Source organism: Pseudomonas sp. TAE6080, from assembly GCF_018732265.1.
GTDB classification, from domain to species: domain Bacteria; phylum Pseudomonadota; class Gammaproteobacteria; order Pseudomonadales; family Pseudomonadaceae; genus Aquipseudomonas; species Aquipseudomonas brenneri.
In genome coordinates this window covers 23181-49380 of the sequence record NZ_JAHIDY010000030.1, presented here as the reverse complement: position 1 = coordinate 49380, position 26200 = coordinate 23181, and the positions used below count along the sequence as shown (strand labels likewise).

Below are 26200 nucleotides of genomic sequence, written 5' to 3'. Positions count from 1 at the left end.
GCCTGCGATAGCGTCAGTGAATTCACCGCCTATTTAGAGAGAAAACGCATCCCTTCTTCCAACCCCCGCAAGGTCAGCGGATACATCTGGTCCTCGATCAAATCGCGCACGATATTGGTCGACGAGGTATAGCCCCAGGTATCTTTCGGGTACGGATTAATCCAGATCAGCTTCTTGTACTTCTCCATGAACCGCTGCATCCATACATACCCCGGCTCCTCGTTCCAGTGCTCCACGCTGCCCCCGGCCTGGGTGATTTCGTAGGGGGCCATGGCCGCGTCACCGATGAAGATCACCTTGTAGTCGGCGCCGTACTTGTGCAACAAATCCTGGGTCGAGGTACGCTCGGAGGTGCGGCGCATGTTGTTCTTCCACACTGACTCATAAACGAAGTTGTGGAAGTAGAAGTACTCCAGGTGCTTGAACTCGGTCTTGCAGGCCGAGAACAGTTCCTCGCAGATCTTCACATGGGCATCCATCGAGCCGCCGATGTCGAACAGCAACAGCAACTTGACCGTGTTGCGCCGTTCCGGACGCATCTGGATATTCAGCAGGCCGGCATCGCGGGCGGTGTGGTCGATGGTGCCGTCGATATCCAGCTCTTCGGCCGCACCCTGGCGCGCGAATTTGCGCAAGCGGCGCAGCGCGACCTTGATATTGCGTGTGCCCAGCTCCACCGAATCATCGAGGTTCTTGTACTCGCGCTGGTCCCAGACCTTGACCGCCTTGCCCTGGCGCTGGCCGGCATCGCCCACGCGGATGCCCTCGGGGTTGAAACCGCCGGAACCGAACGGGCTGGTGCCGCCGGTACCGATCCACTTGTTGCCGCCGGCGTGGCGTTCCTTTTGTTCTTCCAGGCGTTTCTTGAACTCTTCGATCAGCTTGTCCAGGCCGCCCAGGGACTGGATCTGCGCGCGTTCTTCAGCGCTCAGTGAGCGTTCGAACTCCTTGCGCAGCCAGTCTTCGGGAATCAGGGCCTGCAAGTGATCGTCGAGTTTTTCCAGGCCATTGAAGTAGGCGCCGAAGGCTCGGTCGAACTTGTCGAAATGACGCTCGTCCTTCACCAGGATCGCCCGGGACAAGTAGTAAAACTCGTCCATGTCGGCGAAGGTCACTCGCTGTTTCAGGGCGTTGATCAGGTCCAGCAGTTCACGCACCGAGACCGGTACCTTGGCTGCACGCATTTCATTGAACAGGTTGAGCAACATGGCAGAAGCCCTTATCGAGTGCCGCGACGGCTCATGAACGCCAGGCGCTCAAGCAGTTGCACATCCTGCTCGTTTTTCACCAGGGCGCCGGCCAGTGGCGGGATGGCCTTGGTCGGATCACGCTCGCGCAGCACTGCTTCGCCGATATTGTCGGCCATCAGCAGCTTGAGCCAGTCCACCAGTTCGGAGGTGGAGGGTTTTTTCTTCAGGCCCGGCACCTTGCGCACGTCGAAGAACACGTCCAGCGCTTCGCTGACCAGGTCTTTCTTGATGTCCGGGTAATGCACGTCGACGATTTTCTGCAGAGTGGTGCGGTCGGGGAAGGCGATGTAGTGGAAGAAGCAGCGACGCAGGAACGCATCCGGCAGCTCTTTCTCGTTGTTGGAGGTAATGATGATGATCGGGCGTTTCTTGGCCTTGATGGTCTCGTCGATTTCGTAGACGTAGAACTCCATCTTGTCGAGTTCTTGCAACAGGTCGTTGGGGAACTCGATATCGGCCTTGTCGATCTCGTCGATCAGCAGGATCACCCGCTCCTCGGACTCGAAAGCCTCCCACAGCTTGCCCTTCTTCAGGTAGTTGCGCACGTCATGGACCTTGTCCACGCCCAACTGCGAATCGCGCAGGCGGCTGACCGCATCGTATTCATACAGGCCTTGATGCGCCTTGGTGGTGGACTTGATGTGCCAGGTGATCAAGCGTGCGCCGAACGATTCGGCCAGTTGCTCGGCGAGCATGGTCTTGCCGGTGCCCGGCTCGCCCTTGACCAGCAGCGGGCGCTCCAGCGTGATGGCGGCGTTGACGGCCAGTTTCAGGTCATCGGTGGCAACGTAGGCCTGGGTGCCTTCGAACTTCATCTATCAATCCTCGAACGTGACGCCGGTAGTCAGCATGCCTGCGACTATACCGCGCAGCCCCGGCGACTGTGAACGCAGACGGGTTATTCAGTCTCTGAATGACCAGTCACGCCAGGGTTAATCGGCATTGGTTTTTCTTCCCCGTGTATAGGCGATTGACTGCGCAGGAGCGGGCAACGTTCCTCGACTGGACGCCTTGGAGTACGAGGCATACCCTTGTTGCCTTCTTGAAAGCCGCCTAAAGGACCCCGCCATGAGCCGCATTTTTGCAGACAACGCGCACTCCATCGGTAACACGCCCCTGGTTCAGATCAACCGTATCGCGCCGCGTGGCGTAACCATCCTGGCCAAGATCGAAGGGCGTAACCCTGGGTATTCGGTGAAATGCCGGATTGGCGCGAACATGATCTGGGACGCGGAAAGCAGCGGCCGACTCAAGCCGGGCATGACCATCGTCGAGCCGACTTCGGGCAACACCGGGATTGGCCTGGCCTTTGTCGCCGCCGCCCGTGGCTACAAGTTGCTGCTGACCATGCCGGCGTCCATGAGCATCGAGCGGCGCAAGGTGCTCAAGGCACTGGGGGCCGAACTGGTGCTGACCGAGCCGGCCAAGGGCATGAAAGGCGCCATCGAGAAAGCCGGCGAAATCCTTGCCAGCGACCCGGCGACCTACTTTATGCCGGCCCAGTTCGACAACCCGGCCAACCCGGCCATCCATGAAAAAACCACCGGCCCGGAAATCTGGAATGACACCGATGGCGCTGTGGATGTGCTGGTGGCGGGTGTCGGTACGGGGGGGACCATCACGGGTGTTTCGCGCTATATCAAGAACACGGCGGGCAAGCCGATCCTCTCGGTGGCCGTGGAGCCGATCAGCTCGCCGGTGATTACCCAGGCGCTGGCCGGTGAGGAGATCAAGCCCAGCCCCCACAAGATCCAGGGCATTGGCGCCGGTTTTGTGCCGAAGAACCTCGATCTGTCGATGGTCGACCGGGTGGAGTTGGTCAGTGACGATGAATCCAAGGCCATGGCCCTGCGGTTGATGCAGGAAGAAGGCATCCTGTGCGGGATTTCCTGTGGTGCGGCGATGGCAGTAGCGGTGCGCCTGGCCGAGACACCGGAAATGCAGGGCAAGACCATTGTGGTGATCCTACCGGACTCCGGCGAGCGTTACCTGTCGAGCATGCTCTTCAGCGATCTGTTCACCGATCAGGAAACCCAGGCCTGACCCTGTAGGAGCGAGCTTGCTCGCGAAGACCCTGAGGGTGCCGCGTCTAATCAGAAGGCACGCGTACCGTTTTCATTCTTCGCCTGAATGCCCCTTGCAAACACGCTCGCTCCTACAGAAATCGGGTTGATCCATATCAGCCCGTTTTTAAGCCCCTTATGCATAATTGATTGCTCGCCGCGCGGCCCTTAAAACGGATTGTTGGCTATCGCGGGTTTTTCCTCCGGCCTGGAATGTTTATCATGGCCGGCTGCTATGTCTGGTTTCCCGCTGCCGGGAGGCTATTTCCAGGAGTTGCTGCATGACCTTTTCTTTGGCCGCCAAGCTGTCGGTGCTGCTGCTGTTTATCGGCAGTACGCTTTACGTGCATCTGCGCGGCAAGGCGCGTTTGCCGGTGCTGCGCCAGTTCGTCAACCATTCGGCGCTGTTCGCCCCGTATAACGCCTTGATGTACATCTTCTCGGGCGTGCCGTCCAAGCCTTACCTGGACCGCAGCAAGTTCCCGGAACTGGATGTGCTCAAGGACAACTGGGAAGTGATCCGCGACGAGGCCATGCATCTGTTCGACGAAGGCTATATCCGCGCCGCCGAGAAGAACAACGACGCCGGTTTTGGCTCGTTCTTCAAGAAGGGCTGGAAGCGCTTCTACCTCAAGTGGTACGACAAACCGCTGCCATCGGCTGAGTTGCTGTGCCCGAAAACCGTGGCCCTGGTCAGCAGTATCCCCAACGTCAAGGGCGCCATGTTTGCGCTGTTGCCGGGTGGCAGCCACCTCAACCCGCATCGCGACCCGTTTGCCGGGTCCCTGCGTTATCACCTTGGGTTGTCGACACCCAACTCCGACGACTGCCGCATTTTCGTCGATGGCCAGATCTATGCCTGGCGCGATGGCGAAGATGTGATGTTCGACGAAACCTACGTGCACTGGGTGAAGAACGAAACCGAGAAAACCCGGGTGATTCTGTTCTGTGACATCGAGCGACCTTTGAGCAACCGGTTGATGACTCGTATCAACCGTTGGGTCAGTGCCCAGTTGGGCCGCGCAACCGCACCACAGAACCTGGACGACGAGCGCGTGGGCGGGATCAACCAGGCCTATGCCTGGAGCAAGAGCTTCAGCGATCGTTTCAGTGGTGTGGTCAAGCAGTGGAAGCGCAAGCACCCCAAAGCCTATCGTGTCATGCGGCCGGTGCTGGCAGTGGTGGTGTTGGTGGCGCTGGGTTATTGGTTGTTTGGCTGATACTGGCATCCGAAATAAAAAAACGCTCTTTATCAGAGCGTTTTTTTATGTGTCGGATTACATGCGTCCTGCCAGCACGCCCTGCGGCTCGTCAACGCCCTCAAGTAGCGCCTGGATAATGCGCGGATCAACTTCAGCAGGTCGCCCGTTGTTCCGGTCAGGGGCACGGTGTGCTTTTTTGCTCTTGCCTGATTTGGTTTTGATGAGACCTTTCATGGTGTCTCCAAAGTGATCATTAATTGAGCGATTTGCATGATGCTAGGTTCAGGTTATGTCCTTTGCAAGCCTGCCCGACGCATCGAATGCAAAACCGAGCTTTTCGTAGGTAGGGACCGCTCCCTGCATCGGTTCCTGTATTTCAATGGTCTTGCTGCCGACTATCTGCGCGTAGTGTTCAACGGCCATTAACGCGAGAGGGGCGATGTACCCGCGTAATGAATGTGTGCCTCCTGGCGTTGCTTCCAGTCGTACAACTCGCATCCGCATACGGCTGTGGTTCGGGTTAGCGAAACACAACCCGCAGAGTTCAAGATCCAACCAGATCGCTAAGTCGAAATACATCAGCTCTTTCGCTTTCCACTGTACGACGTCATCCCATGAAAAGTGGCTGGATTCCCAAGTGTGATAAGCGTCCAGTGCTGCCGTATCGATGGCTTCGAGCCTGACTCCCGTAGGTCGATGCCTGTGTGCTTGGTTTGCCTTGTGGATGGCGGCAGTCGGGCAAGTGTTGCGTTGGCAATGTTCCTAGTTTTGGATCTGTTTAGTTGATACCTGAGAAAGGTGTGTGGTCGTGGCATCGATGCTCTTGAGTAATAATGGGTGGGTTTTTCGAGCCTAGGCACTGATCAGCCGCCTGTCCTTACTGGCCTTTTGGCAAAGCCATTGCAAAGCGTGTCACCGGCTGGTTATAGTCGACGCCAGGTGTTTCACGACACCTTTAAATCCCTTCAAAAAAGATCAGCCCATGCCTGCTTCCCAACGCATAGCGGTAGTCGATTCAGCGGTCAACGCTGCGGTCGTGCCGTGTGGGAGCCAGCAGCCTGCGCAGATCAGTCATTACCCCCCACCTGTCAGTAGCACGCCGGTGTACGCAGTCGTATCACCGCCGGGTGTTGGCATTTCGGGCTGATCAGCAGATAGCTGTTGCCCGTTGCCCGCCTGTACCGAACCTACTGAATTTCAGCCTTGGCTGAGTTGGCTTTTTGCCTGACTACAGGTGTTCATCATGTCTGTTCTTTCGAAACAATCCGTGGCCGCGGCGGCCTCGACGAGCCTGTTTGTCCTGCTGTGGAGCAGCGGGGCGATTTTTTCCAAGCTGGGCCTGGCCCATGCGTCACCCTTTGCTTTCCTGCTGATCCGCTTTGCCATTGCCCTGGCGGGTCTGGTGGTGCTGGTGCCGGTCCTCAGGCTCAAGTTGCCACGCCCGGGTAAACCGCTGTGGTATGCGGCGGCCACCGGGTTGGTGTTGTTGGGCGCCTATCAGATTTTTTATCTGCTGGCCCTGGACCTGAAGGTCACTCCCGGCGTTATGGCGACCATCATGGGCGTGCAACCGATCCTCACCGTGGTGCTGATGGAGCGCCAGCGCTCGTGGCGCCGGATGTTCGGCCTGGCGCTGGGGTTGGCGGGCCTGATCATGGTGGTGTACCAGGGCATCGGTCTGGCCGGCATGTCCCTGGCCGGGATGCTGTTCGGCTTGCTGGCGCTGGCGAGCATGACCCTGGGCTCGATCATGCAAAAGCGCATCACCGATAACCCACTGGGCACCTTGCCGGTGCAATACCTGGCGGGTTTGTTGTTGTGTGCGGTGTTTGTGCCGTTCCAGCCTTTTCATTTCGAGCACAACAGCGGCTTCTACCTGCCGGTGCTGTGGATGGGGCTGGTGGTGTCACTGTTGGCGACGCTGTTGCTGTACCGCCTGATTGCACGGGGCAACCTGGTGAATGTCACCAGTTTGTTCTACCTGGTGCCGGCCGTTACCGCCGTGATGGATTACCTGATCTTTGGTAATCGGCTGGCGTTGCTGAGTGTGCTGGGGATGGGGTTGATCATCATCGGTCTGGTGTTCGTCTTCCGTAAAGCCTGATACCCCGCGTAGGAGCCGGCAAACCGGCTCCTACGCGGTTTTGATCAGTTTCCCAGGGCGTAGCACCAGCCACAGCGCCCCCGCGATCAACAGCCCGCCATACAGATGGGCCATGGACAACGGCTCATCCAGCAGCAATGCCCCCCACAACACCCCAAACGGCGGAATCAGGAAGGTGACGGTCATCGACTTGACCGGCCCGATGGACGTCAGCAGGCGGAAGTACAGGATGTAGGCAAATGCCGTACACAACAGCCCCAAACCGAGCAGCGACAACCACACATTCCAGCCGCCCCAACTGGCGGGCGGATGACTGAGGGCGCTCCAGCCAAACCACGGTAATAGAAACAAGGTGGCGCCGAGCATGCTGCCCAATGCCGAAAGACGGCTGTCCAGGCCACCCTGTTGATCCAGCCAGCGCCGCGCCAGGAAACCGGCGAAGCCATAGCAGGTGGTTGCCAGCAGGCAGGCGAGGGCGCCCATCAGCAGTTCCAGGTCAAAGGCCACCGGCCCGGCCCGCGTGAGGATGCCCACGCCGAACAGGCCCAGGCCTACCCCGGCAATCTTCGACAGCGTCAGCCGCTCATGGAAAAACAGCCCGCCAATCAATACGCCCATCAACGGCGTCGTCGCGTTGAAAATCGCTGAATAACCTGCGGGTAATACCTGGGCTGCCACCGAATACATGGTCGCGGGGATCCCCGAGTTGATCACTCCCAGCAGCAGGACCGTCTTGAATTTGCCCTGGAAGTCCCAGCGCACCCGCAGCATGGCCAGGATCACCAGCAAGCCGGCGGCGGCAATTGACACCCGGAAGAATGCTGTAGGAATCGTGCCGATTTCGGGGGCGATAATGCGCATGAACAGAAAACTCGCGCCCCAGATGGCGGCCAGTACCAGCAGGTACAGGGTGTCGACAGGTCTCACAGACAGCTCCTTTTTAATCAGGGCGAGAGTGTTGCCCAGGGACTTGTCCGACACAATCTTTTACTTGTTCCTACAGAGTAAAGTGCGTCACCAGGCCATAGAGGCCTGCCGCCAGACGCGACAATTGTTTGAGTCGCCCTTATCCGTGGCACATCGTCCTGCAAAAATTGTACTTCTCCTGTTTGCGCACACTGGCTAATCTCAGGTCTTCCGAATGCCCGCAGAGGTCTCCGACATGCCGCAGCAAACGCCTGCCATCGACACCGCGCAGTCCATCGCACAGATGATCCTTGATGGTTTCGACGATTACCGCGAGCACTTTCGCCAGATCACCGACGGCGCTCGCGAGCGTTTTGAAAAGGCCCAGTGGCAAGAGGCGCAAACGGCCTCGGCGGCGCGGATCAACCTGTATGAAGAGAAGGTCGGCGAAGTCACCACGCGCCTGCGGGCAACCTTCGACGAGGGGGCGCTGCTGGATATCCAGTCCTGGCCCCTGGTCAAGAGCGCCTATATCAGCCTGATCGACCTGCGGTTTGACGATGAACTGTCCGAGACCTGGTACAACTCGATCTTTTGCGGGCTGTTCAGTCATGACCTGATCAGCGACGGCTGCATGTTCATCCATACCACCCGCCCCAGCCTGCGCCGGGCCCGCGCCGCGCAAACCCGCACCTACAAGCCCCAGGGCCAACTGGCGGGCATGCTGGAGCAGATTTTCAGCGACTACCGCTTCAGCGAGCCCTACGCCGACCTGCCCGCTGACCTGCTGCGCCTCGAAGCGCAGTTGCGCGAGAACCTGCCGGATTGGGTGTGCAAGGACCCGGACCTCAACGTCGAACTGTTTTCCTCGGTGCTCTATCGCAACAAGGGCGCGTACCTCGTGGGCCGCCTCTACACCCGCGATGAACAATGGCCGCTGGTCATCCCGCTGCTGCACCGCGAAGGCCAGGGTATTCGCATCGACGCGTTGATCACCGACGAAGCCGATGTGTCGATCATCTTCTCGTTCACCCGTTCCTATTTCATGGTGGATGTGCCGGTACCGGCGGAATTCATCGGCTTTCTCAAGCGCATCCTGCCGGGAAAGCACATCGCCGAGCTGTACACCTCCATCGGCTTCTACAAGCACGGCAAGTCGGAGTTCTACCGGGCGCTGATCAACCACCTGGCCAGCACCGACGACCAGTTCATCATGGCGCCAGGCGTGCGTGGGATGGTCATGAGCGTGTTCACCCTGCCGGGGTTCAACACCGTGTTCAAGATCATCAAGGACCGTTTCTCACCGTCGAAAAACGTCAACCGTGCCACGGTGATCGAGAAGTACCGCCTGGTCAAAAGTGTCGACCGGGTCGGGCGCATGGCCGATACCCAGGAGTTCGCCGACTTCCGTTTCCCCTTGAGCAAGTTCGAGCCCGAATGCCTCGCCGAGTTATTGGAAGTGGCCGCCGGCACGGTCGAGGTGGAAGGCGACACAGTATTGATTCGCCACTGCTGGACCGAACGGCGCATGACCCCGCTCAACCTCTACCTGGAGAACGCCAACGAAGCCCAGGTACGCGAAGCCCTGGAAGACTACGGCCTGGCGATCAAGCAACTGGCGGCGGCCAATATCTTTCCCGGCGACATGCTGCTGAAAAACTTTGGCGTCACCCGCCATGGCCGCGTGGTGTTCTACGACTATGACGAGATCTGCTTCCTGACCGAGGCCAACTTCCGCCATATCCCGGCCCCGCGCACCCCGGAGGATGAAATGGCCTCCGAGCCCTGGTACTCCATCGGCCCGCTGGACGTGTTCCCCGAAGAATTCCCACCGTTCCTGTTTGCCGATGCCGGGCAACGACGCTTGTTTGATGAGTTGCACGGCGAGTTGTACAACGCCGACTACTGGAAAGGCCTGCAAGAGGCGATTCGGGCGGGGAAGGTGATTGACGTGTTCCCATATCGCAGGAGAGAGCAGCTATAAGCGGCAAGCTTCAAGCCGCAAGTAAACGCGCAACGGCTCTTACTTGCCGCTTGAAGCTTGCCGCTTACAGCTGCTTTTCTGCCACAATTGCCGGCCGTGCATTAATAGACGACCTCCAAAGTACCTGATGACTGACCAAGCGCCCGCTATCGACCAGCTCCTGAAAAACCTCGATCACGCCATGCTCGCCGACCGCCACCGCTTGCGTCGGCAGTTGCTTGAGCTGCGCAAGAAGCCCGATGAGGAGAAGCTGGCGCAATGGGTGGCGCGTATGCAGGCGTCCTGTGCCCAGGTGACGGCGCGTGGTGCCAGCGTGCCGCAGATCCGCTATGACGACAGCCTGCCCATCGCCGCCAAGCGCGACGAAATCAAGGCGGCGCTGCAAAAGCACCAGGTGCTGATCATTGCGGGTGAGACCGGCTCGGGTAAAACCACGCAGTTGCCAAAGATCTGCCTGGAAATCGGTCGTGGCCAATATGGCTTGATCGGCCATACCCAGCCCCGGCGTATTGCGGCACGCAGTGTGGCCAGCCGGGTTGCCGAAGAACTGGCGACGCCTTTGGGCGCGCTGGTCGGCTATCAGGTGCGGTTCGAGGACCAGAGCGATTCCAACACCCTGATCAAGCTGATGACCGACGGCATCCTGCTGGCCGAGACCCAGAATGATCGCTACCTCGAACGCTACGACACGATCATCGTCGACGAGGCCCACGAACGCAGCCTGAACATCGACTTTTTGCTGGGTTACCTGAAAACCCTGCTGCCACGTCGTCCGGACCTGAAAGTCATCATCACGTCGGCCACCATCGACCTGGAGCGCTTTTCCAAGCATTTCGACGATGCGCCGATTGTCGAGGTTTCGGGGCGTACGTTCCCTGTGGAAACCTGGTACCGCCCGCTGACCCTGGAGCAGGACGAGGAAGGCAACCGCGTCGAAGACGACTTGACCGTGGACCAGGCGATCCTCGCCACCCTCGATGAAATCGCCGCTTTTGAACGCAGCGAGCGCAAGAGCCCGGGCGATGTGCTGGTGTTCCTGCCCGGTGAGCGCGAGATTCGCGATGCCGCCGACATGCTGCGCAAGGCCCAGCTCAAGCACACGGAAATCCTGCCGTTGTACGCGCGCCTGTCGCCGGCCGAACAGCAGCGCATTTTTCAGTCCCATCCGGGGCGGCGCGTAGTGCTGGCGACCAACGTTGCGGAGACCTCGCTGACGGTGCCGGGCATCCGCTACGTGATCGACAGCGGTACCGCGCGCATCAGCCGCTACAGCTACCGCGCCAAGGTCCAGCGCCTGCCGATCGAGGCGATTTCCCAGGCCAGCGCCAACCAGCGTAAAGGCCGTTGCGGCCGGGTCGAGCCGGGCATTTGCGTGCGCCTGTACAGTGAAGAAGATTTTATCGGGCGCCCGGAATTTACCGACCCGGAGATCCTGCGCACCAACCTGGCGGCAGTGATCTTGCAGATGCTGCACCTGCGCCTGGGCGAAATCACCGACTTCCCGTTTATCGAGCCGCCGGATGGCAAGGCCATCAGCGATGGCTTCAACTTGCTGCAAGAACTTTCGGCGGTTGATCGCAACAGCCAGCTGACGCCCCTGGGTCGGCAACTGGCGCGTCTGCCAGTGGACCCGCGCATGGGCCGCATGTTGCTGGAGGCGGCCAAGCTCGGCAGTTTGCAGGAAGTGTTGATTGTCGCCAGTGCCATGTCGATCCAGGACCCGCGCGAGCGTCCGCCGGAGCGCCAGCAGGCCGCCGACCAGGCGCATGCGCAATGGAAGGATCCGGACTCGGACTTCGCCGGGCTGGTCAATCTGTGGCGCGGCTTTGAAGAGCAGCGCCAGGAGTTGACTGCCAGCCCGTTGCGCAACTGGTGCCGCAAGAATTTCCTCAACTACCTGCGCCTGCGCGAGTGGCGCGATTCCCATCGCCAGTTGAGCCTGATCTGTCGCGACATGCAGCTGACGGTCAACAAGGAACCGGCGGATTTCCCGAAACTGCACAAGGCGGTGCTGTCCGGCCTGCTCAGCCAGATCGGCCAGAAAACCGAAGACGGCGACTATCTCGGTGCTCGTCAGCGGCGCTTCTGGATCCACCCGTCATCGGGGATCGGCAAGAAGCGCCCGCAATGGCTGATGACCGCCGAGCTGGTGGAAACCACCAAGTTGTATGCGCGCATGGTGGCCAAGATCGATGCCGACTGGATCGAACCGTTGGCCGGGCACCTGATCAAGAAAAACCACTTCGAACCCCATTGGGAAAAGAAGCGCGGCCAGGTTGTGGCCTTCGAGCAGATCACTCTGTTTGGCCTGATTGTGGTGGGGCGCCGGCCAGTGCATTACGGGCCGGTGGACCCGGTGGTGTCCCGCGAGCTGTTTATTCGTGAAGGCCTGGTGCGTGGCGAGATCCAGTTCCGGGCCAAGTGCCTGGTGGCCAATCAGCAGTTGCTGGAGCAATTGGACGAACTGGAAGCCAAGGCCCGGCGCCGCGATATCCTGGCCGACGAAGAAACCCTGTACGCCTTCTATGACGCACGCCTGCCGGCGGAGATCCACCAGACGGCGACGTTTGACAGTTGGTACAAGATCACCAGCCAGAAAGACCCGCAACTACTGATCATGCGCGAAGAAGACGTGCTGGCTCGTGAGGCCAGTGAAGTCACCGCTGCGCATTATCCGGATACATTGCACCTGGGTGACCTGGCCCTGGCCTTGAGTTATCACTTTGAACCCAACCACCCCCGCGACGGCGTGACCTTGCGCGTGCCGGCACCGCTGTTGCCGGCCTTGCCCGCCGAGCGCCTGGAATGGCTGGTGCCCGGGCTGATCGAGGCCAAGTGCATTGCCCTGGTGCGCAACCTGCCCAAGGCCCTGCGCAAGAACTTCGTGCCGGTGCCGGACTTCGTCAAGGCTGCGCTGCAACGTATCGAGTTTGCCCAGGGCTCGCTGCCCCAGGCTCTGGGGCGCGAACTGCTGCGCATGACCGGGGCGCGGGTCAGTGACGAAGCCTGGAGCGAAGCCGCGCAGCAGGTGGAAAACCACCTGAAGATGAACCTTGAAGTGGTTGACGCCCAGGGCAAGTTCCTCGGTGAGGGCCGCGACCTGGCAGCGCTGACCGCACGTTTTGTCGAAGCTAGCCAGGCCGCCCTGGCGGTGCCGCAGACTGCCAAAAGCCAGCAGCCGGTGGAGGCCAAGGTCTTCGCCGCCGTGGCCGAGACCACCCAGCAAAAGATCGCCGGGCTGTCGATGACGGTGTATCCGGCGTTGGTGGAGGAAAACGGTACGGTCAAGGAAGGACGTTTCTCTACTGCTGCCGAAGCTGAGTTCCAGCATCGACGAGCCTTGCAGCGTTTGTTGATGCAGCAATTGGCCGAGCCGGCAAAATTCCTGCGCGGCAAACTGCCGGGTCTGACCGAACTGGGGCTGATGTACCGCGAACTGGGGCGTATCGACGCCCTGGTGGAAGACATTCTGCTGGCCAGCCTCGACACCTGCGTGCTGGAAGGCGAGGCCAGCCTGCCCAGGGATGGCGCGGGCCTCGCAGCCCTGGCCGAGCGCAAGCGCGGCAGTTGGACCGAACATGCCGAACGCCTGGCGCGCCTGACCCTGGAAGTATTGAAGCTGTGGCACGGCCTGCAAAAGCGTTTCAAGGGCAAGATCGACCTGGCCCAGGCCGTGGCACTTAACGATATCAAGCAGCAACTGAACAATCTGGTGTACCCGGGCTTTGTGCGCGAAACCCCAGCACAGTGGTTCAAGGAACTGCCGCGCTATCTCAAGGCCATTGAGCTGCGCCTGGAGAAACTGCCCAGCCAGGTGCAGAAGGACCGGGTCTGGAGCAGCGAGTTGGGCGGCCTGTGGGGCCAGTACCAGACACGCCTGAACAAACACACCCAGGAAGGCAAGCGCGACCCGCAGCTGGAACTCTACCGCTGGTGGCTGGAGGAGTACCGGGTGTCGTTGTTTGCCCAGCAGTTGGGCACCAAGGTACCGATTTCCGACAAGCGCTTGAGCAAACAGTGGAGCCAGGTCGAGCCTTGACCTGCAATACCGGGGGCAGGTGTGCGCGTGACAGGCGCCAAACCCCCCGGTTTATGGCAAACTTCGCCGCTATAAATGCCAGGATCGTCTAGATTGGCTGTATCAGCCTCGACGCGCCGGGACAAAGCGTTTCCCCGTTTGATGTCCGCGCGGCGGACTAGAACGACTTACGGTTTGGTACGACGGTACCAATCCCTTCTGCCTGAACAGATTTAGAGGAACGACCGTGCATAACGTCGTCATCAGCGGCACAGGCCTGTATACCCCGGCCAACAGCATCTCCAACGAAGAGCTGGTGCAGTCTTTCAATGCTTACGTTCAACAGTTCAATGCCGACAACGCCGTGGCCATCGAGCAGGGTGACGTTCAGGCGTTGACCGAATCCAGCGCCGCCTTTATCGAAAAGGCTTCGGGTATCAAGAGCCGCTTTGTCATGGACAAGGAAGGCATCCTGGACCCCAAGCGCATGACTCCACGCTTGCCCGAGCGCTCCAATGACGAGTGGTCGATCCTCTGCCAGATGGCCGTGGGCGCCGCCGAGCAAGCCTTGCAGCGTGCCGGCAAGACGGCCGCCGATATCGACGGTGTGATCGTTGCCTGCTCCAACCTGCAACGGGCCTATCCGGCCATCGCCATCGAAGTCCAGGAAGCCCTGGGCATCCAGGGTTTTGGCTTTGACATGAACGTGGCGTGCTCCTCGGCCACCTTCGGCATCCAGAACGCCTGCAACAGCATCCAACTGGGTCAGGCCCGGGCGATCCTGATGGTCAACCCGGAGATCTGCACCGGCCACCTGAACTTCCGTGACCGTGACAGCCATTTCATCTTTGGCGATGCGGCCACGGCAGTGATTCTGGAACGCGCTGACCTGGCTACGTCCGAGCATCAGTTCGACATCGTCAGCACCAAGTTGCTGACCAAGTTCTCCAATACCATCCGCAACAATTTCGGCTTTCTCAACCGCGCAGCGGAAGAGGGGATCGGCGCACCAGACAAGCTTTTCGTGCAAGAAGGCCGCAAAGTCTTCCGTGATGTCTGCCCGATGGTTGCCGAGCTGATCGGCCAGCACCTGGTTGAAAACCAGTTGAGCGTCACGGACGTGAAGCGCTTCTGGCTGCACCAGGCCAACCTGAGCATGAACCACCTGATCGTCAAGAAACTGCTGGGCCGTGAGGCCGAGATCGAAGAGGCGCCGGTGATCCTCGACACCTATGCCAACACCAGTTCGGCGGGTTCGGTGATCGCGTTCCACACCTACCAGGACGACTTGCCCAAGGGCGCGCTGGCGGTACTCAGCTCGTTTGGCGCCGGGTATTCGATTGGCAGCGTGATCCTGCGCAAGCGCTAGGAACTAGCGCCTACAGGTGATTGCGGTCATGTCCTGCACAATGAGGTTCTGAATGGCAGCAGCCGACGACGCGCACCTGCTTGAACGCCTGCTCAAGGGCGAACAGCGGGCCTACAAGGAATTAGTCACCACCTACCAGAGCGCAATGCGTGCGGTGGCCTACGCTATCGTCGGCCAGCGCCATGCCGACGAAGTGGTCCAGGATGCCTGGCTCTCTGTGGTGCGCAGCCTAGCCAGATTTGAAGGGCGCTCCAGCCTCAAGACCTGGCTGCTGACCATCACCGCCAATTCGGCCAAGGGGCGCTACAAGCAGAACCGGCGAGAGGTGCTGCTGGATGACCTGCCGTCGCCCCACGGGACCATTGGTGATGAGCGCTTTGCCGCCGGTGACGGTCATTGGCTGGTCGCGCCGTTCGCCTGGCATGAAGACACGCCCGAAGCGCTGTTGACTGAAAACGAGCTGCGTGAGTGCCTGGAGCACACGTTGCTGAGTCTTTCCGAGTTGCAAAGCAGTGTGCTGCTGTTACGCGAGCGCCAGGGGTTGGAGTTGGAGGAGATTTGTAATCTTCTGGAGATCTCGCTCTCCAATGTCCGGGTACTGCTGCATCGGGCGCGGCTTAAAGTCTTCGCTACGGTGGAGCATTTCGAGGAAACCGGCGAATGTTGACCTGCAAAGAACAAGTGGCGCGCTCCAGCGATTTTCTCGATGGGCAACTGACCTTTCGTGAGCGCCTGCTTATGCGCCATCACTTGTTGTTCTGTGCCAATTGCCGGCGCTTCATCCGCCAGATGCGCCTGATGCAGGCCACGTTGCGCATCCTGCCTGAGCCAGAAGTGAGCGATGCCCAAGCGTTGGCCGAACGCCTGGCCGCTGAGCTTAAACGCAACTCCTGATCCCTGAACTGTTTGTGGCTCCCCAAGCCTGCGATGTCTGCGTCGTGGGCTTTTTTTCGTCGATAAAAATCGACGGGTGGCGAAAACATTTCATTTTCGTCAGGTTTTTTCACGTTTTTTTCACTTGGCATTTTTGCCGATTTTTCAACGCAAACCCATGTCGGCTGTGGCTTTGCGCTTATTTCCTTTGGTTGTAAGAAAGTTCCGCTGTAATCAAATATTTATCTTGCAGCAACCTGTCTGAAATATCTCCTCGCCAAGATCCCCTCCCAACACCAGCGGGCCAGAACCCGTGTGTTTTCCAACGCTAAAGACCACCAATTAGGGGAATTCTTCGATGATCCGTAAGCACTTCGCCGGTTTCGCGGCCAGCGCCCTGGCCCTGGCCGTTACCGCCCAGGCTTTCGCTGGTACTGTCACTACTGACGGCGCCGATATCGTTGTCAAAACCAAGGGCGGCCTTGAGGTTGCTACTACCGACCAGAACTTCAGCTTCAAGCTGGGTGGTCGCTTGCAAGCCGATTACGGCACATTTGACGGCTTCTACACCAAGAACGGTGACTCGGGCGACGCCGCTTATTTCCGTCGTGCCTTCCTGGAACTGGGTGGCACCGTCTACAAGGATTTCAAATACCAGCTCAACTACGACTTCTCCCACAACTCGGGTAACTCCGACGACGGTTACTTCGACGAAGCGTCCATGTCCTACGTGGGCTTCAAGCCGGTAACCATCCGCGTCGGTCGTTTTGACCCGGATTTCGGCCTGGAAAAAGCCACCAGCTCCAAGTGGATCACCGCCATGGAGCGTAACTCGGCCTACGAGGTTGCAGACTGGGTCAACACCCACGAAAACGGCATGGGTATCCAGGTCAGCGGCACTGCGGCTGATCTGTTCTACGGCTCCGCCAGCCTGGCCTCCAAGGACATCAACGACGAAGACGGCAAGGGCGTGAAGCAATTCAACGGCCGTATCGTGCTGGCACCGATGAACAAAGGCGGCAACGTCCTGCACTTCGGCTTGAACGTAGCGGCACGTGACTTGAACGATGCAGCCTTCGACTCCCGGATCCGTCCGCGTCTTGGCGCTCGTGGCGTGGCCACCACCGGTGGTAACGATGCCGGCACCAACGGCAACCGCGCTACCTTCGGCGGCGGTGTGGGCCTTAACGCCAGCAACCTGACTGCAGTGGGCGCCTACGACACCGATACCGTGTTCGGTGGTGAATTTGCCTTCGCCAGCGGCCCATTCTCGGTACAGGCTGAAGCCCTGAGCCGCAAGATGAAAGCTGACAGCAACGCCTACCAGGACGTGAAAACCAGTGGCTTCTACGGCCAACTGGCGTATACCCTGACCGGCGAATCCCGTGCCTACAAGCTTGATGGCGGCAAGTTCGACGCAATCAAGCCCGAGAACAAGCAATACGGCGCCTGGGAAGTGTTCTACCGCTACGACAACATCAAGGTTGATGACAAGAACATCGTCGTCAGCAGCGCTACCCGCGAAACCGGCGACGCCAAGGCCAACGTGAACACCCTGGGTGTGAACTGGTACGCCAACGAAGCAGTCAAGCTGTCCCTGAACTACAGCAAGGTCAGCACCGACAAGATCACCAACGCCAATGGCGATGACAGCGGTGACTCCATCGTCGGCCGTGTGCAGTACGTGTTCTAAGCAACTGTAATACCGCTCCAACGCGCTCTTTCTTCATCCGTTAAAGCGCGATCCTCTTTTTCACCCCGCCGATTGGCGGGGTTTTTTTTTGCTCCCCGCGCAGGCAGCGGGTTCTGTCAGAATGGCCCGAATATCGTGAGCGAGCGTTTACCGTCGGGGAATGGCATGCCGTTGAAACGTTTGAATAGCCTGTCCGAGATAGCGCCTGATGAGTGGAACGCGTTGGTCCCCGAGGATCAGCCGTTTCTGCGCCATGGGTTCCTCAGTGCGCTGGAGGACAGTGCCAGCCTTGGCCGGCACTCTGGCTGGCAGCCGGAACACTTGCTGCATTACGAGGGGGAGCGGCTGGTCGCGGCGCTGCCCAGCTACCGCAAATGGCACTCCTATGGCGAATACGTGTTCGATCATGGCTGGGCGGATGCGTGTGAACGCGCCGGTATCGATTATTACCCCAAGCTGCTGACTGCGGTGCCCTTCAGCCCGGTCAGCGGGCCGCGCCTGCTGGTGGCCAATGGCGCGGACGGCCTTGAGCTGCTCAAGAGCCTGCCCGGTTACCTGGAGATCGAAGGGCTTTCCAGCGCCCATATCAACTTCACCGATGCCATGGCCGATGCCGCGCTGGGCCAGCAACCCGGTTGGCTTGCGCGCCTGGGTTGCCAGTTTCATTGGCAGAACCGGGGTTATCGGGACTTCCAGGACTTCCTTGATGCCTTGAGTTCGCGCAAGCGCAAACAGATGCGCAAGGAACGCGAGCAAGTGGCGGGGCAGGGGATCGAGTTCGAGTGGCTGCAAGGCCATGAGTTGAGCGAGGCTCAGTGGGATTTTGTCTACGCCTGTTACGCCAACACCTATGCCGTGCGTCGGCAGTCGCCGTACCTGAGCCGGGCGTTTTTCAGCCTGTTGGCCGAACGCATGCCGCAGGCGATCCGGGTGGTGCTGGCCAAGCAAGGGACGCGGCCGGTGGCCATGGCGTTCAGCCTGGTCGGTGGCGATAGCCTATATGGGCGCTATTGGGGTTGCCTGGGCGAGTTCGACCGATTGCATTTCGAAACCTGTTTCTATCAAGGCATGGATTACGCGATTGCCAATGGGCTGCAACGTTTCGATGCCGGTGCCCAGGGCGAGCATAAGTTGATTCGTGGGTTTGAGCCGGTGATTACCCGTTCCTGGCATTACTTGCGCCATCCGGGCTTGAAAACCGCTGTGGCAGACTTCCTGGAGCGCGAGCGCGTGGGGATTCTGGCGTATGCCGAAGAGGCGCGTGCGGCGTTGCCGTATCGGCAGGAATAACGCTCAGGGAATTCAACCTGTTCCCCTGTAGGAGCGAGCTTGCTCGCGAAGAACCTGAGAGCGCCGCGTTTATCCAGAATGAACGCGGTGTACTTGAGTTCTTCGCGAGCAAGCTCGCTCCTACAGGGGGGGTCAATACTGTTGGATCAGGCGTTTTCTTCCTTGCCCAACCAACGGTAGGTGATACCACCGATCACTGCGCCAAGGATCGGCGCCAGCCAGAACAGCCACAGTTGCTGGATTGCCCAACCGCCGACAATCAGCGCAGGCCCCGTGCTGCGGGCCGGGTTGACCGAGGTGTTGGTGACCGGGATCGAGATCAGGTGGATCAGCGTCAGCCCCAGGCCAATGGCGATGGGTGCCAGGCCAGCTGGTGCGCGACGGTCAGTGGCGCCGAGGATGATCAGCACGAACATCGCGGTCATCACCAGTTCAGTGACAAACCCTGCCGCCATCGAATACCCACCTGGCGAATGTTCACCATAGCCGTTGGACGCCAGCCCCGACGCCAGTTCAAAGCCCGGTTTGCCGCTGGCAATGAAGTACAGCAGGGCCGCTGCGACCACGCCGCCAATCACTTGCGAGACGATATACGCAGGCATCTCCTTGGCCGGAAACCGGCCGCCGACCACCAGGCCCACGGTGACTGCCGGGTTGAGGTGACAACCGCTGATATGGCCAATGGCAAACGCCATGGTCAACACGGTAAGCCCGAATGCCAGCGAGACACCCAGCAGGCCGATTCCGACATCGGGAAACGCTGCGGCCAGAACCGCACTCCCGCAGCCACCCAACACCAGCCAAAACGTACCTAACCCTTCTGTAACGGAACGTTTGAACAGAGACATGAATGCGTCCTTCTAAATCAACTGGTCGGTGATGCTTCCTTGCTGTCTGATGTCAGGGTCCTCCTGGACCCTGATTGCAGTACAGCAGGATTGTGATGTAACACCAGTGAGACGGAGAAAACTGTCAGATTTGTTCGGAATTGGTGGCGTTGCCTGTAGCCTCAAATCAGTCGATACCGACGAACCCTCCGGTCTGGTGTTGCCACAATCGCGAGTAGAGCCCGCCGTGTGCCAGCAACTGGGCATGGCTACCACTCTCGGCGATCTGGCCTTTTTCCAGGACCACCAACCTGTCCATTCGCGCAATCGTGGACAGGCGGTGGGCAATGGCAATCACCGTCTTGCCTTGCATCAGGGTTTCCAGGCTCTCCTGGATCGCCGCTTCCACTTCCGAGTCCAGGGCCGAGGTGGCCTCATCCATGATCAGGATCGGTGCGTCCTTGAGCAGGACCCGGGCGATGGCGATGCGCTGGCGCTGACCGCCGGAGAGTTTCACCCCTCGCTCGCCGACATGGGCATCCAGGCCGGTACGGCCCTCGGCGTCTGACAACAGCGGGATAAATTCATCGGCGCGCGCCTTGCGTATGGCATCCCAGAGTTCCTGGTCGGTGGCATCGGGCTTGCCATACAGCAGGTTGTCGCGGATCGAACGGTGCAGCAACGAGGTATCCTGGGTAATCATGCCGATGCGCTCGCGCAGGCTTTCCTGGGCCACTTCGGCGATGTTCTGGCCGTCGATCAGGATGCGTCCGCCTTGCAGGTCGTAGAGGCGCAGCAGCAGGTTGACCAGGGTTGACTTACCGGCACCGGACGGGCCGATCAGGCCGATTTTCTCTCCCGGTTTGATCACCAGGTTCAGGCCGCCGATGATGCCGCTGCTTTTGCCGTAGTGGAAGTCCACCTGTTCAAAGCGCACTTCGCCGTGGGGGACGCTCAGGCGCGGGGCGTTTTCGCGGTCGATCACTGCCAGCGGTTGGGCGATGGTTTTCAGGCCGTCCTGGACCATGCCGATATTCTCGAAAATACCGTTGACCACCCACATGATCCAGCCGGACATGTTGACGATGCGGATCACCAGGCCAGTGGCCAGGGCAATGGCGCCGACCGAGATCAGCGACTGGGTCCACAGCCACAGGGCCAGGCCGGTGGTGGTGACGATCAGCAGGCCGTTCATGCTGGTGATGACCACGTCCATGCTGGTGACCACACGGCTGGCCAGCTGGGTTTTTTCGGTTTGTTCGATGATCGCTTCCTTGGCGTACTCCTGCTCGGACTGGGTGTGGGCGAACAGCTTCAAGGTGGTGATGTTGGTGTAGCCATCAACGATACGGCCCATCAGCTTGGAGCGCGCTTCGGAGGAAATCACCGAGCGTTCCTTGACCCGTGGCACGAAGTAGCGCAACGCCAGGCTGTAGGCGACGATCCAGGTGACCAGCGGGATCATCAGGCGCCAGTCGGCCTCGGCAAACAGCACCAGTGAGCTGATGGCGTAGATTGCCACGTGCCAGATGGCATCCACGGCGGCTACCGCCGAGTCGCGCAATGAGTTGCCGGTCTGCATGATGCGCTGGGCAATGCGCCCGGCAAAATCGTTCTGGAAGAAGTTCAGGCTCTGCTTGAGCACATAGCTATGGTTCTGCCAGCGGATCAGGCTGGTCATGCCAGGGCTGATGGTCTGGTGGACGAGCAGGTCGTGCAAGGCACCGAAGATCGGGCGCAGCAGCAGGGCCACCACGGCCATCCAGATCAGTTCGGTGGCGTGGATCTGGAAGAAATTGGCCGGCGGCGTGCCCTGGGCCAGGTCGATGATGCGGCTCAGGTAGCTGAACAGCGCCACTTCGATCAGCGCGCCGATCAGGCCCACCACCAGCAGTGCGGCGAAGCACGGCCACACCTGGCGCAGGTAATAGAGGTAGAAGGGCAGGACTTTATCGGGAGGGGCCGCGCTGGGAGCGTCGCGGAAAATATCGATCAGTTGTTCAAAGCGACGATAGAGCATTGGGTCTGACGCCCGCCGGGCGGGCTCTCCTTGTTAAATACGCGCGCGGCCTTGTGGGCAGCGCGCGAGACTCCCTGTCGATCAGTCGATGATTTTGGCCGACTTGATAAGCACAGGATCGATGGGCACGTTTTGCATGCCTTGCTTGGTGGTGGTCTGTGAGTTGACGATCTGGTCTACCACGTCCATGCCGCTGACGACCTTGGCGAAGACTGCGTAGCCAGCATCGCGGCCCGGGTCAAGGAAGGCATTGTCGGCCACGTTGATGAAGAACTGGCTGGTCGCCGAGTTGGGGTTGGAGGTACGGGCCATCGACAGGCTGCCGCGTACGTTATGCAAGCCGTTGCTGGCTTCGTTGCGGATAGGGTCCTTGGTGTCTTTCTGGATCATTTGCGAGGTGAAACCACCGCCCTGGACCATGAAGCCTGGGATTACGCGGTGGAAGATGGTGTTGGTGTAGAAGCCACTCTTCACGTACTCCAGGAAGTTCTTGCTGGAGATCGGCGCCTTGACCGGGTCCAGTTCGATTTCGATTTTGCCAAAGCTGGTGTCCAGCACGACATGCGGAGCCTTGGCGTCAGCCGCCATCAGGTTGGCAGCAAACAGCACAGAACCGGCAAAGAGGGCGATTTTTTTCAGCATGGGTCAGTGATCCTGAGTAGTGGTTGGAACGGTCTTGAGAAAGTCGAGCAGGGTTGTATTGAACGTTTCGGGCTGGTCCAGCGGTGTGGCGTGGCGCGAATCCTCGATCACCACCAACCGCGCATCGGGCAGCAGTTTTACATAGATTTCTTTCTGCGCCACTGGGGTGTAGTCGTGGTCGGCGCTGATGACCAGGGTTGGACAGGCGATTCGCGAAAGTCGTTCCTGTACGCCCCAGCCCACAATCGCGTCGAAGCTTTCGAGGTAAGCACGTTTGTCGTTTTTTGCCCAGCGTTCAGCCATCTTGCGCCGCAGGTCGGCCTGGCCGGGTTTGGGAAACAGCCGGTCGCCGAGCGCCTTGCCGATGGTGTTCAAACTGAGCAGGCGTGCCAGGCTCCAACGCTTGGCCCACTGCCAATAGTCGTCGGCACTGCGCACCTTGACCTCGGGCGCGCTGTTGACGATGCACAGGCTCTTGAGCATCTGGGGTTGGTCGACCGCCAGTTGAAAGGCAATCATCCCGCCCATCGACAGGCCGACTACATGGGCGGCGGGCAGTTGCAGGTGTTCGATCAGCGCCACCAGGTCGGCGGTAAAGCCGGCGATGCTGTAGCGCTCGCGGGGCTTGTCGGAGCGGCCGTGACCGCGCACATCCAGCACAACCAGGCGGTAATGCCGGGACAATACCGGTACTTGCAGTTCCCAATCCTGGCAACTGGAGCCCAGGCCGTGGATCAGGATCAGCGGCTCGCCGTGGCCATATTCCTCGTAATGCAGGGTGCAACCTTCATGTTCGAAATAGGCCATGGGTGAACTCCGTGTCAGGCTTGCCGGGGGGCGGCAAAGGGTGCGTCCAGCGGTGCGGTATCAAAGGTGCGCAGCAGTTCGACGAGAATTTGCGTCGCCGGGCCCAGGGGCTTGTCCTTGTTCGAATACAGATAGAACGTCGGGTGCCGGCTGCCGCCTTGCTCCAGGGGCAGTTGCTTGAGCACGCCTTCCTTGAGCTCGCGCTCGATCAGGTGGCGGGGCAGCCAGGCAAACCCCAGGCCGCTGCCGACAAAGGTGGCGGCGGTGGCCAGGCTGCCCACGGTCCAGCGCTGTTCGGCACCGAGCCAGCCGACGTCGCGCGGTTGCTGGCGGCCGGAGTCGCGGATCACCACTTGCATCTGGCTTTCCAGGTCCTGGAAGCTCAACTCGCGGTTAAGCCGGTGCAGCGGGTGCTCGGGGTGGGCCACGGCGACAAATTCGACATCGCTCATTTCCGTTCCCAGGTAACCGGGAATGCTGAAGCCGCTGATTGCCAGGTCCGCCACACCTTCAATCAGCAGTTCCTCGACCCCGGACAACACTTCTTCACGCAGGCGCACGCGGCAGCCACGGCTTTGCGGCATAAAGGCGGTGAGGGCGCGCACCAGGCGGGCGTTGGGGTAGGCGGCATCGACCACCAGGCGCACCTCGGCTTCCCAGCCTTGCTCCATATGATGGGCCAGGTCTTCCAGTTGGCTGGCGTTCTTCACCAGTTGCCGGGAGCGGCGCAGCAGCACTTCGCCGGCTTCGGTGAGGACCGCCTTGCGTCCGTCGATGCGCAGCAGGGGCACGCCCAGTTGGTCTTGCATGCGGGCCACGGTGTAGCTCACCGAGGATTGCGAGCGGTGCAATACTTCGGCCGCCTGGGCGAAGCCGCCATGGTCGACCACGGCTTGCAACGTACGCCATTGATCAAGGGTCACGCGGGGCGCTTTCAAGATGGGCTCCTCTTGTCCTAAGCTGGCGGTCCTTATTGGAGACTGCCGAATGAGAAAATTCTGTTGTGTGGTGCTGGCACTGTTGCCGTTGAGCGCGTTTGCCTACCCGATCGATGTCTCGAAATCGATCAAGGGGGTCAGCGTCGATTACAACGCGTCCGACGTTGATAGCGAGATCAGCTCCATCGAATTAAGTAACTACGGCACCAACGACGCCGCGTGTACGGTAGCGTTTACCAACGGCCCGGAGCCGGCGCGTGTGCGCAAGGTGACGGTCCCTGCTGGCAAAAGCACCAACACCACGGTCAAGTTCAGCCGCGCGATTATCAAGATGCGCATCAAGCTGACCTGCGAACCCAAATAAGCCAGGTGCGGGGGGCACGGCTATCGTGATGCTCTGGTTATAAACAACTTTATAGATGGTTTATAGCAGTTTTTTACGCTTTTTTATCGAACTGGCTCTGTTTAACCTTCACTTCATCGACTTACAGCAATTACCGATGGAGCCTACATAGCCATGTCCAACGTTCTGATCATCGAAAGCAGCGCCCGCCAGCAGGATTCTATTTCCCGCCAACTGACCCAACAGTTCATCAGCCAATGGCAGGCTGCCCACCCGGCCGATCAGATCACTGTGCGCGACCTGGCCGTCAACCCGGTACCGCACCTGGACGCCAACCTGTTGGGCGGCTGGATGAAACCGGCCGAACAGCGCAGCCATGACGAACAGGCTTCATTGGCGCGCTCCAACGAGCTGACTGATGAGCTGCTGGCCGCCGACGTGCTGGTCATGGCCGCGCCGATGTACAACTTTGCCATCCCCAGCACCCTCAAGGCCTGGCTCGACCATGTCCTGCGTGCCGGTGTGACCTTCAAATACACCGCCACCGGTCCCCAGGGCCTGCTGACCGGCAAGCGCGCCTTTGTACTGACCGCCCGCGGTGGTATTCATACCGGCGCGAGCAGTGATCATCAGGAACCTTACCTGCGTCAGGTCATGGGTTTTGTCGGTATCCATGACGTCACCTTCATTCATGCCGAAGGGGTGAACCTGGGGGGCGACTTCCAGGAAAAGGGCTTGAACCATGCCAAGGCGCTGTTGGCTCAGGTCGCCTGAGGCGTTAATCGCCAGATAATCGCGGGGTGTTTTTATAACCCCACGCAACCCTTCAAGTACGCGTATCGAACCTCCCTTTGCACTTGTTGCTCCTGAGTGCTCCTGCCCGACTGCCGCTTTAGCGAGGTCGGGTTTTTTTTGCCCTGAGTTTCGCCTCGCCGTGAAAAACGCTAATGTCGCGCCCATTCAAAGATGAGGCGAACATGGGCTATTTACTGATTGTCACGCTGATCCAGGCGTTTTCCTTCAGCTTGATCGGCGAATACCTGGCCGGTCATGTCGACAGCTACTTCGCCGTGCTGGTACGCGTGCTGCTGGCCGGGCTGGTGTTTATCCCGCTGACCCGTTGGCGCTCGGTGGAACCTGCGTTCATGCGCGGCATGCTGCTGATCGGCGCGTTGCAGTTCGGCGTGACGTATGTGTGCCTGTATTTGAGCTTCCGCGTGTTGACGGTGCCGGAGGTGTTGCTGTTCACCATTCTTACGCCGCTGCATGTGACGTTGATCGAAGACGCACTGAACCGGCGTTTCAACCCGTGGGCATTGGTGGCTGCCCTGGTGGCGGTGGCGGGGGCGGCGGTGATCCGGTTTGACCAGATCAATCCGGACTTCTTCATGGGTTTCTTGCTGTTGCAACTGGCCAACTTCACCTACGCTGCCGGGCAAGTGTTGTACCGGCGCCTGGTGGCACGCCATCCAAGCGACCTGCCGCACTATCGGCGGTTTGGTTACTTCTACCTGGGGGCATTGGCGGTGGTGTTGCCGGCGTTCCTGTTGTTCGCCAAGGCCAACTTCTTGCCGGAGGCACCGTTGCAGTGGGGCGTATTGCTGTTTCTTGGCCTGGTCAGTACGGCGTTGGGCCTGTACTGGTGGAACAAGGGGGCGTGCATGGTCAATGGCGGCACCCTGGCGGTGATGAACAACCTGCATGTGCCGGTGGGGTTGCTGCTGAACCTGCTGATCTGGAACCAGCATGAGCCGTTGGGGCGGTTGTTCCTGGGCGGTGCGGTGATTGTGGCCGCGGTGTGGATCAGCCGGTTGGGTGCGCGCCCGGCTGTGGGGCTTGCAAACCGGTGATGAACGTTGTGGGAGCGGGCT

The 26200-nt window shown here is 59.8% G+C and carries 23 protein-coding genes; 13 read left to right on the top strand and 10 right to left on the bottom strand.

What is annotated here, in order from left to right; all coding sequences use genetic code 11:
- Positions 1-29 precede the first annotated feature (29 nt).
- Both KL786_RS20950 and KL786_RS20945 read right to left on the bottom strand, forming a co-directional pair.
- Complete coding sequence (locus KL786_RS20950; RefSeq protein WP_032863491.1) at positions 30-1208, bottom strand: vWA domain-containing protein; 1179 nt, start codon at positions 1206-1208, stop codon at positions 30-32.
- A gap of 11 nt (positions 1209-1219) precedes the next feature.
- Positions 1220-2065 carry an AAA family ATPase gene (locus KL786_RS20945; RefSeq protein ID WP_029292347.1) on the bottom strand — a complete coding sequence of 282 codons (846 nt, stop codon included), beginning with the start codon at positions 2063-2065 and terminating at the stop codon, positions 1220-1222.
- Between the two features lie 253 nt (positions 2066-2318).
- Here KL786_RS20945 and cysK point away from each other — a divergent pair, with 253 nt between their 5' ends.
- Together cysK and KL786_RS20935 are read left to right on the top strand one after the other, a co-directional pair.
- Positions 2319-3293: a cysteine synthase A gene (gene cysK / locus KL786_RS20940; RefSeq protein ID WP_032863490.1), complete on the top strand. Its 975-nt coding sequence runs from the start codon at positions 2319-2321 to the stop codon at positions 3291-3293.
- A 301-nt stretch (positions 3294-3594) separates the two neighbouring features.
- Positions 3595-4533: an aspartyl/asparaginyl beta-hydroxylase domain-containing protein gene (locus KL786_RS20935; protein ID WP_215518854.1), complete on the top strand. Its 939-nt coding sequence runs from the start codon at positions 3595-3597 to the stop codon at positions 4531-4533.
- 57 nt (positions 4534-4590) lie between these two features.
- On the opposite strand, the gene KL786_RS20930 is transcribed toward KL786_RS20935, so the two are convergent.
- Both KL786_RS20930 and KL786_RS29680 read right to left on the bottom strand, forming a co-directional pair.
- Positions 4591-4749 carry a hypothetical protein gene (locus KL786_RS20930; protein ID WP_156356829.1) on the bottom strand — a complete coding sequence of 53 codons (159 nt, stop codon included), beginning with the start codon at positions 4747-4749 and terminating at the stop codon, positions 4591-4593.
- Positions 4750-4797: 48 nt separating this feature from the next.
- On the bottom strand, positions 4798-5094 hold the full coding sequence (locus tag KL786_RS29680; RefSeq protein ID WP_252193801.1) for a hypothetical protein: 297 nt from the start codon (positions 5092-5094) through the stop codon (positions 4798-4800).
- A gap of 664 nt (positions 5095-5758) precedes the next feature.
- On the opposite strand from KL786_RS29680, the gene KL786_RS20920 reads away from it, so the two are divergent.
- Positions 5759-6619 carry a DMT family transporter gene (locus KL786_RS20920; protein WP_215518853.1) on the top strand — a complete coding sequence of 287 codons (861 nt, stop codon included), beginning with the start codon at positions 5759-5761 and terminating at the stop codon, positions 6617-6619.
- A gap of 30 nt (positions 6620-6649) precedes the next feature.
- Here the strand turns inward: KL786_RS20920 and KL786_RS20915 are convergent, their stop codons facing one another.
- Complete coding sequence (locus KL786_RS20915; RefSeq protein ID WP_215518852.1) at positions 6650-7546, bottom strand: DMT family transporter; 897 nt, start codon at positions 7544-7546, stop codon at positions 6650-6652.
- Between the two features lie 235 nt (positions 7547-7781).
- On the opposite strand from KL786_RS20915, the gene aceK reads away from it, so the two are divergent.
- The 7 genes from aceK to KL786_RS20880 all read left to right on the top strand — a co-directional run bounded on the left by aceK (position 7782) and on the right by KL786_RS20880 (position 18752).
- Positions 7782-9509 carry a bifunctional isocitrate dehydrogenase kinase/phosphatase gene (aceK, locus tag KL786_RS20910; protein ID WP_215518851.1) on the top strand — a complete coding sequence of 576 codons (1728 nt, stop codon included), beginning with the start codon at positions 7782-7784 and terminating at the stop codon, positions 9507-9509.
- Positions 9510-9636: 127 nt separating this feature from the next.
- Positions 9637-13548, top strand: coding sequence for an ATP-dependent RNA helicase HrpA (gene hrpA, locus KL786_RS20905; RefSeq protein ID WP_215518850.1), 3912 nt, complete (start codon positions 9637-9639; stop codon positions 13546-13548).
- Between the two features lie 226 nt (positions 13549-13774).
- Positions 13775-14896 (top strand): beta-ketoacyl-ACP synthase III, encoded by a 1122-nt coding sequence (locus KL786_RS20900; RefSeq protein WP_215518849.1) that lies wholly within the window; start codon positions 13775-13777, stop codon positions 14894-14896.
- Positions 14897-14948: 52 nt separating this feature from the next.
- Entirely contained in the window at positions 14949-15563 is a 615-nt protein-coding gene (locus tag KL786_RS20895) for an RNA polymerase sigma factor (RefSeq protein ID WP_032863483.1), read from the top strand.
- Positions 15557-15790, top strand: coding sequence for an anti-sigma factor family protein (locus tag KL786_RS20890; protein ID WP_032863482.1), 234 nt, complete (start codon positions 15557-15559; stop codon positions 15788-15790). Before KL786_RS20895 ends, KL786_RS20890 begins: the two co-directional genes overlap by 7 nt.
- 337 nt (positions 15791-16127) lie before the next feature.
- The gene (locus KL786_RS20885) at positions 16128-17462 is read left to right on the top strand and encodes an OprO/OprP family phosphate-selective porin (protein ID WP_032863481.1); all 1335 of its coding nucleotides are present in this window, start codon (positions 16128-16130) and stop codon (positions 17460-17462) included.
- A 165-nt stretch (positions 17463-17627) separates the two neighbouring features.
- Positions 17628-18752: a GNAT family N-acetyltransferase gene (locus KL786_RS20880; RefSeq protein WP_215518848.1), complete on the top strand. Its 1125-nt coding sequence runs from the start codon at positions 17628-17630 to the stop codon at positions 18750-18752.
- Positions 18753-18898: 146 nt separating this feature from the next.
- Here KL786_RS20880 and aqpZ read toward each other — a convergent pair whose 3' ends face one another.
- The 5 genes from aqpZ to KL786_RS20855 all read right to left on the bottom strand — a co-directional run bounded on the left by aqpZ (position 18899) and on the right by KL786_RS20855 (position 23986).
- Positions 18899-19600 (bottom strand): aquaporin Z, encoded by a 702-nt coding sequence (gene aqpZ, locus KL786_RS20875; protein WP_065943470.1) that lies wholly within the window; start codon positions 19598-19600, stop codon positions 18899-18901.
- Positions 19601-19766: 166 nt separating this feature from the next.
- Entirely contained in the window at positions 19767-21599 is a 1833-nt protein-coding gene (locus tag KL786_RS20870) for an ABC transporter ATP-binding protein (RefSeq protein ID WP_215518847.1), read from the bottom strand.
- Between the two features lie 81 nt (positions 21600-21680).
- Positions 21681-22241 (bottom strand): peptidylprolyl isomerase, encoded by a 561-nt coding sequence (locus KL786_RS20865; RefSeq protein ID WP_215518846.1) that lies wholly within the window; start codon positions 22239-22241, stop codon positions 21681-21683.
- A gap of 3 nt (positions 22242-22244) precedes the next feature.
- Entirely contained in the window at positions 22245-23048 is an 804-nt protein-coding gene (locus KL786_RS20860; protein WP_215518845.1) for an alpha/beta fold hydrolase, read from the bottom strand.
- A gap of 14 nt (positions 23049-23062) precedes the next feature.
- A complete protein-coding gene (locus tag KL786_RS20855; RefSeq protein ID WP_029292366.1) occupies positions 23063-23986 on the bottom strand; it encodes a PA3225 family LysR-type transcriptional regulator in 924 nt (307 codons plus the stop codon).
- Between the two features lie 49 nt (positions 23987-24035).
- Here KL786_RS20855 and KL786_RS20850 point away from each other — a divergent pair, with 49 nt between their 5' ends.
- From KL786_RS20850 to KL786_RS20840, 3 genes are all read left to right on the top strand, one after another.
- Entirely contained in the window at positions 24036-24350 is a 315-nt protein-coding gene (locus tag KL786_RS20850; protein ID WP_032863475.1) for a hypothetical protein, read from the top strand.
- Between the two features lie 153 nt (positions 24351-24503).
- Positions 24504-25103: an FMN-dependent NADH-azoreductase gene (locus KL786_RS20845; protein WP_215518844.1), complete on the top strand. Its 600-nt coding sequence runs from the start codon at positions 24504-24506 to the stop codon at positions 25101-25103.
- A 203-nt stretch (positions 25104-25306) separates the two neighbouring features.
- The gene (locus tag KL786_RS20840; protein ID WP_215518843.1) at positions 25307-26179 is read left to right on the top strand and encodes a carboxylate/amino acid/amine transporter; all 873 of its coding nucleotides are present in this window, start codon (positions 25307-25309) and stop codon (positions 26177-26179) included.
- The last annotated feature ends 21 nt before the right edge of the window (positions 26180-26200 follow it).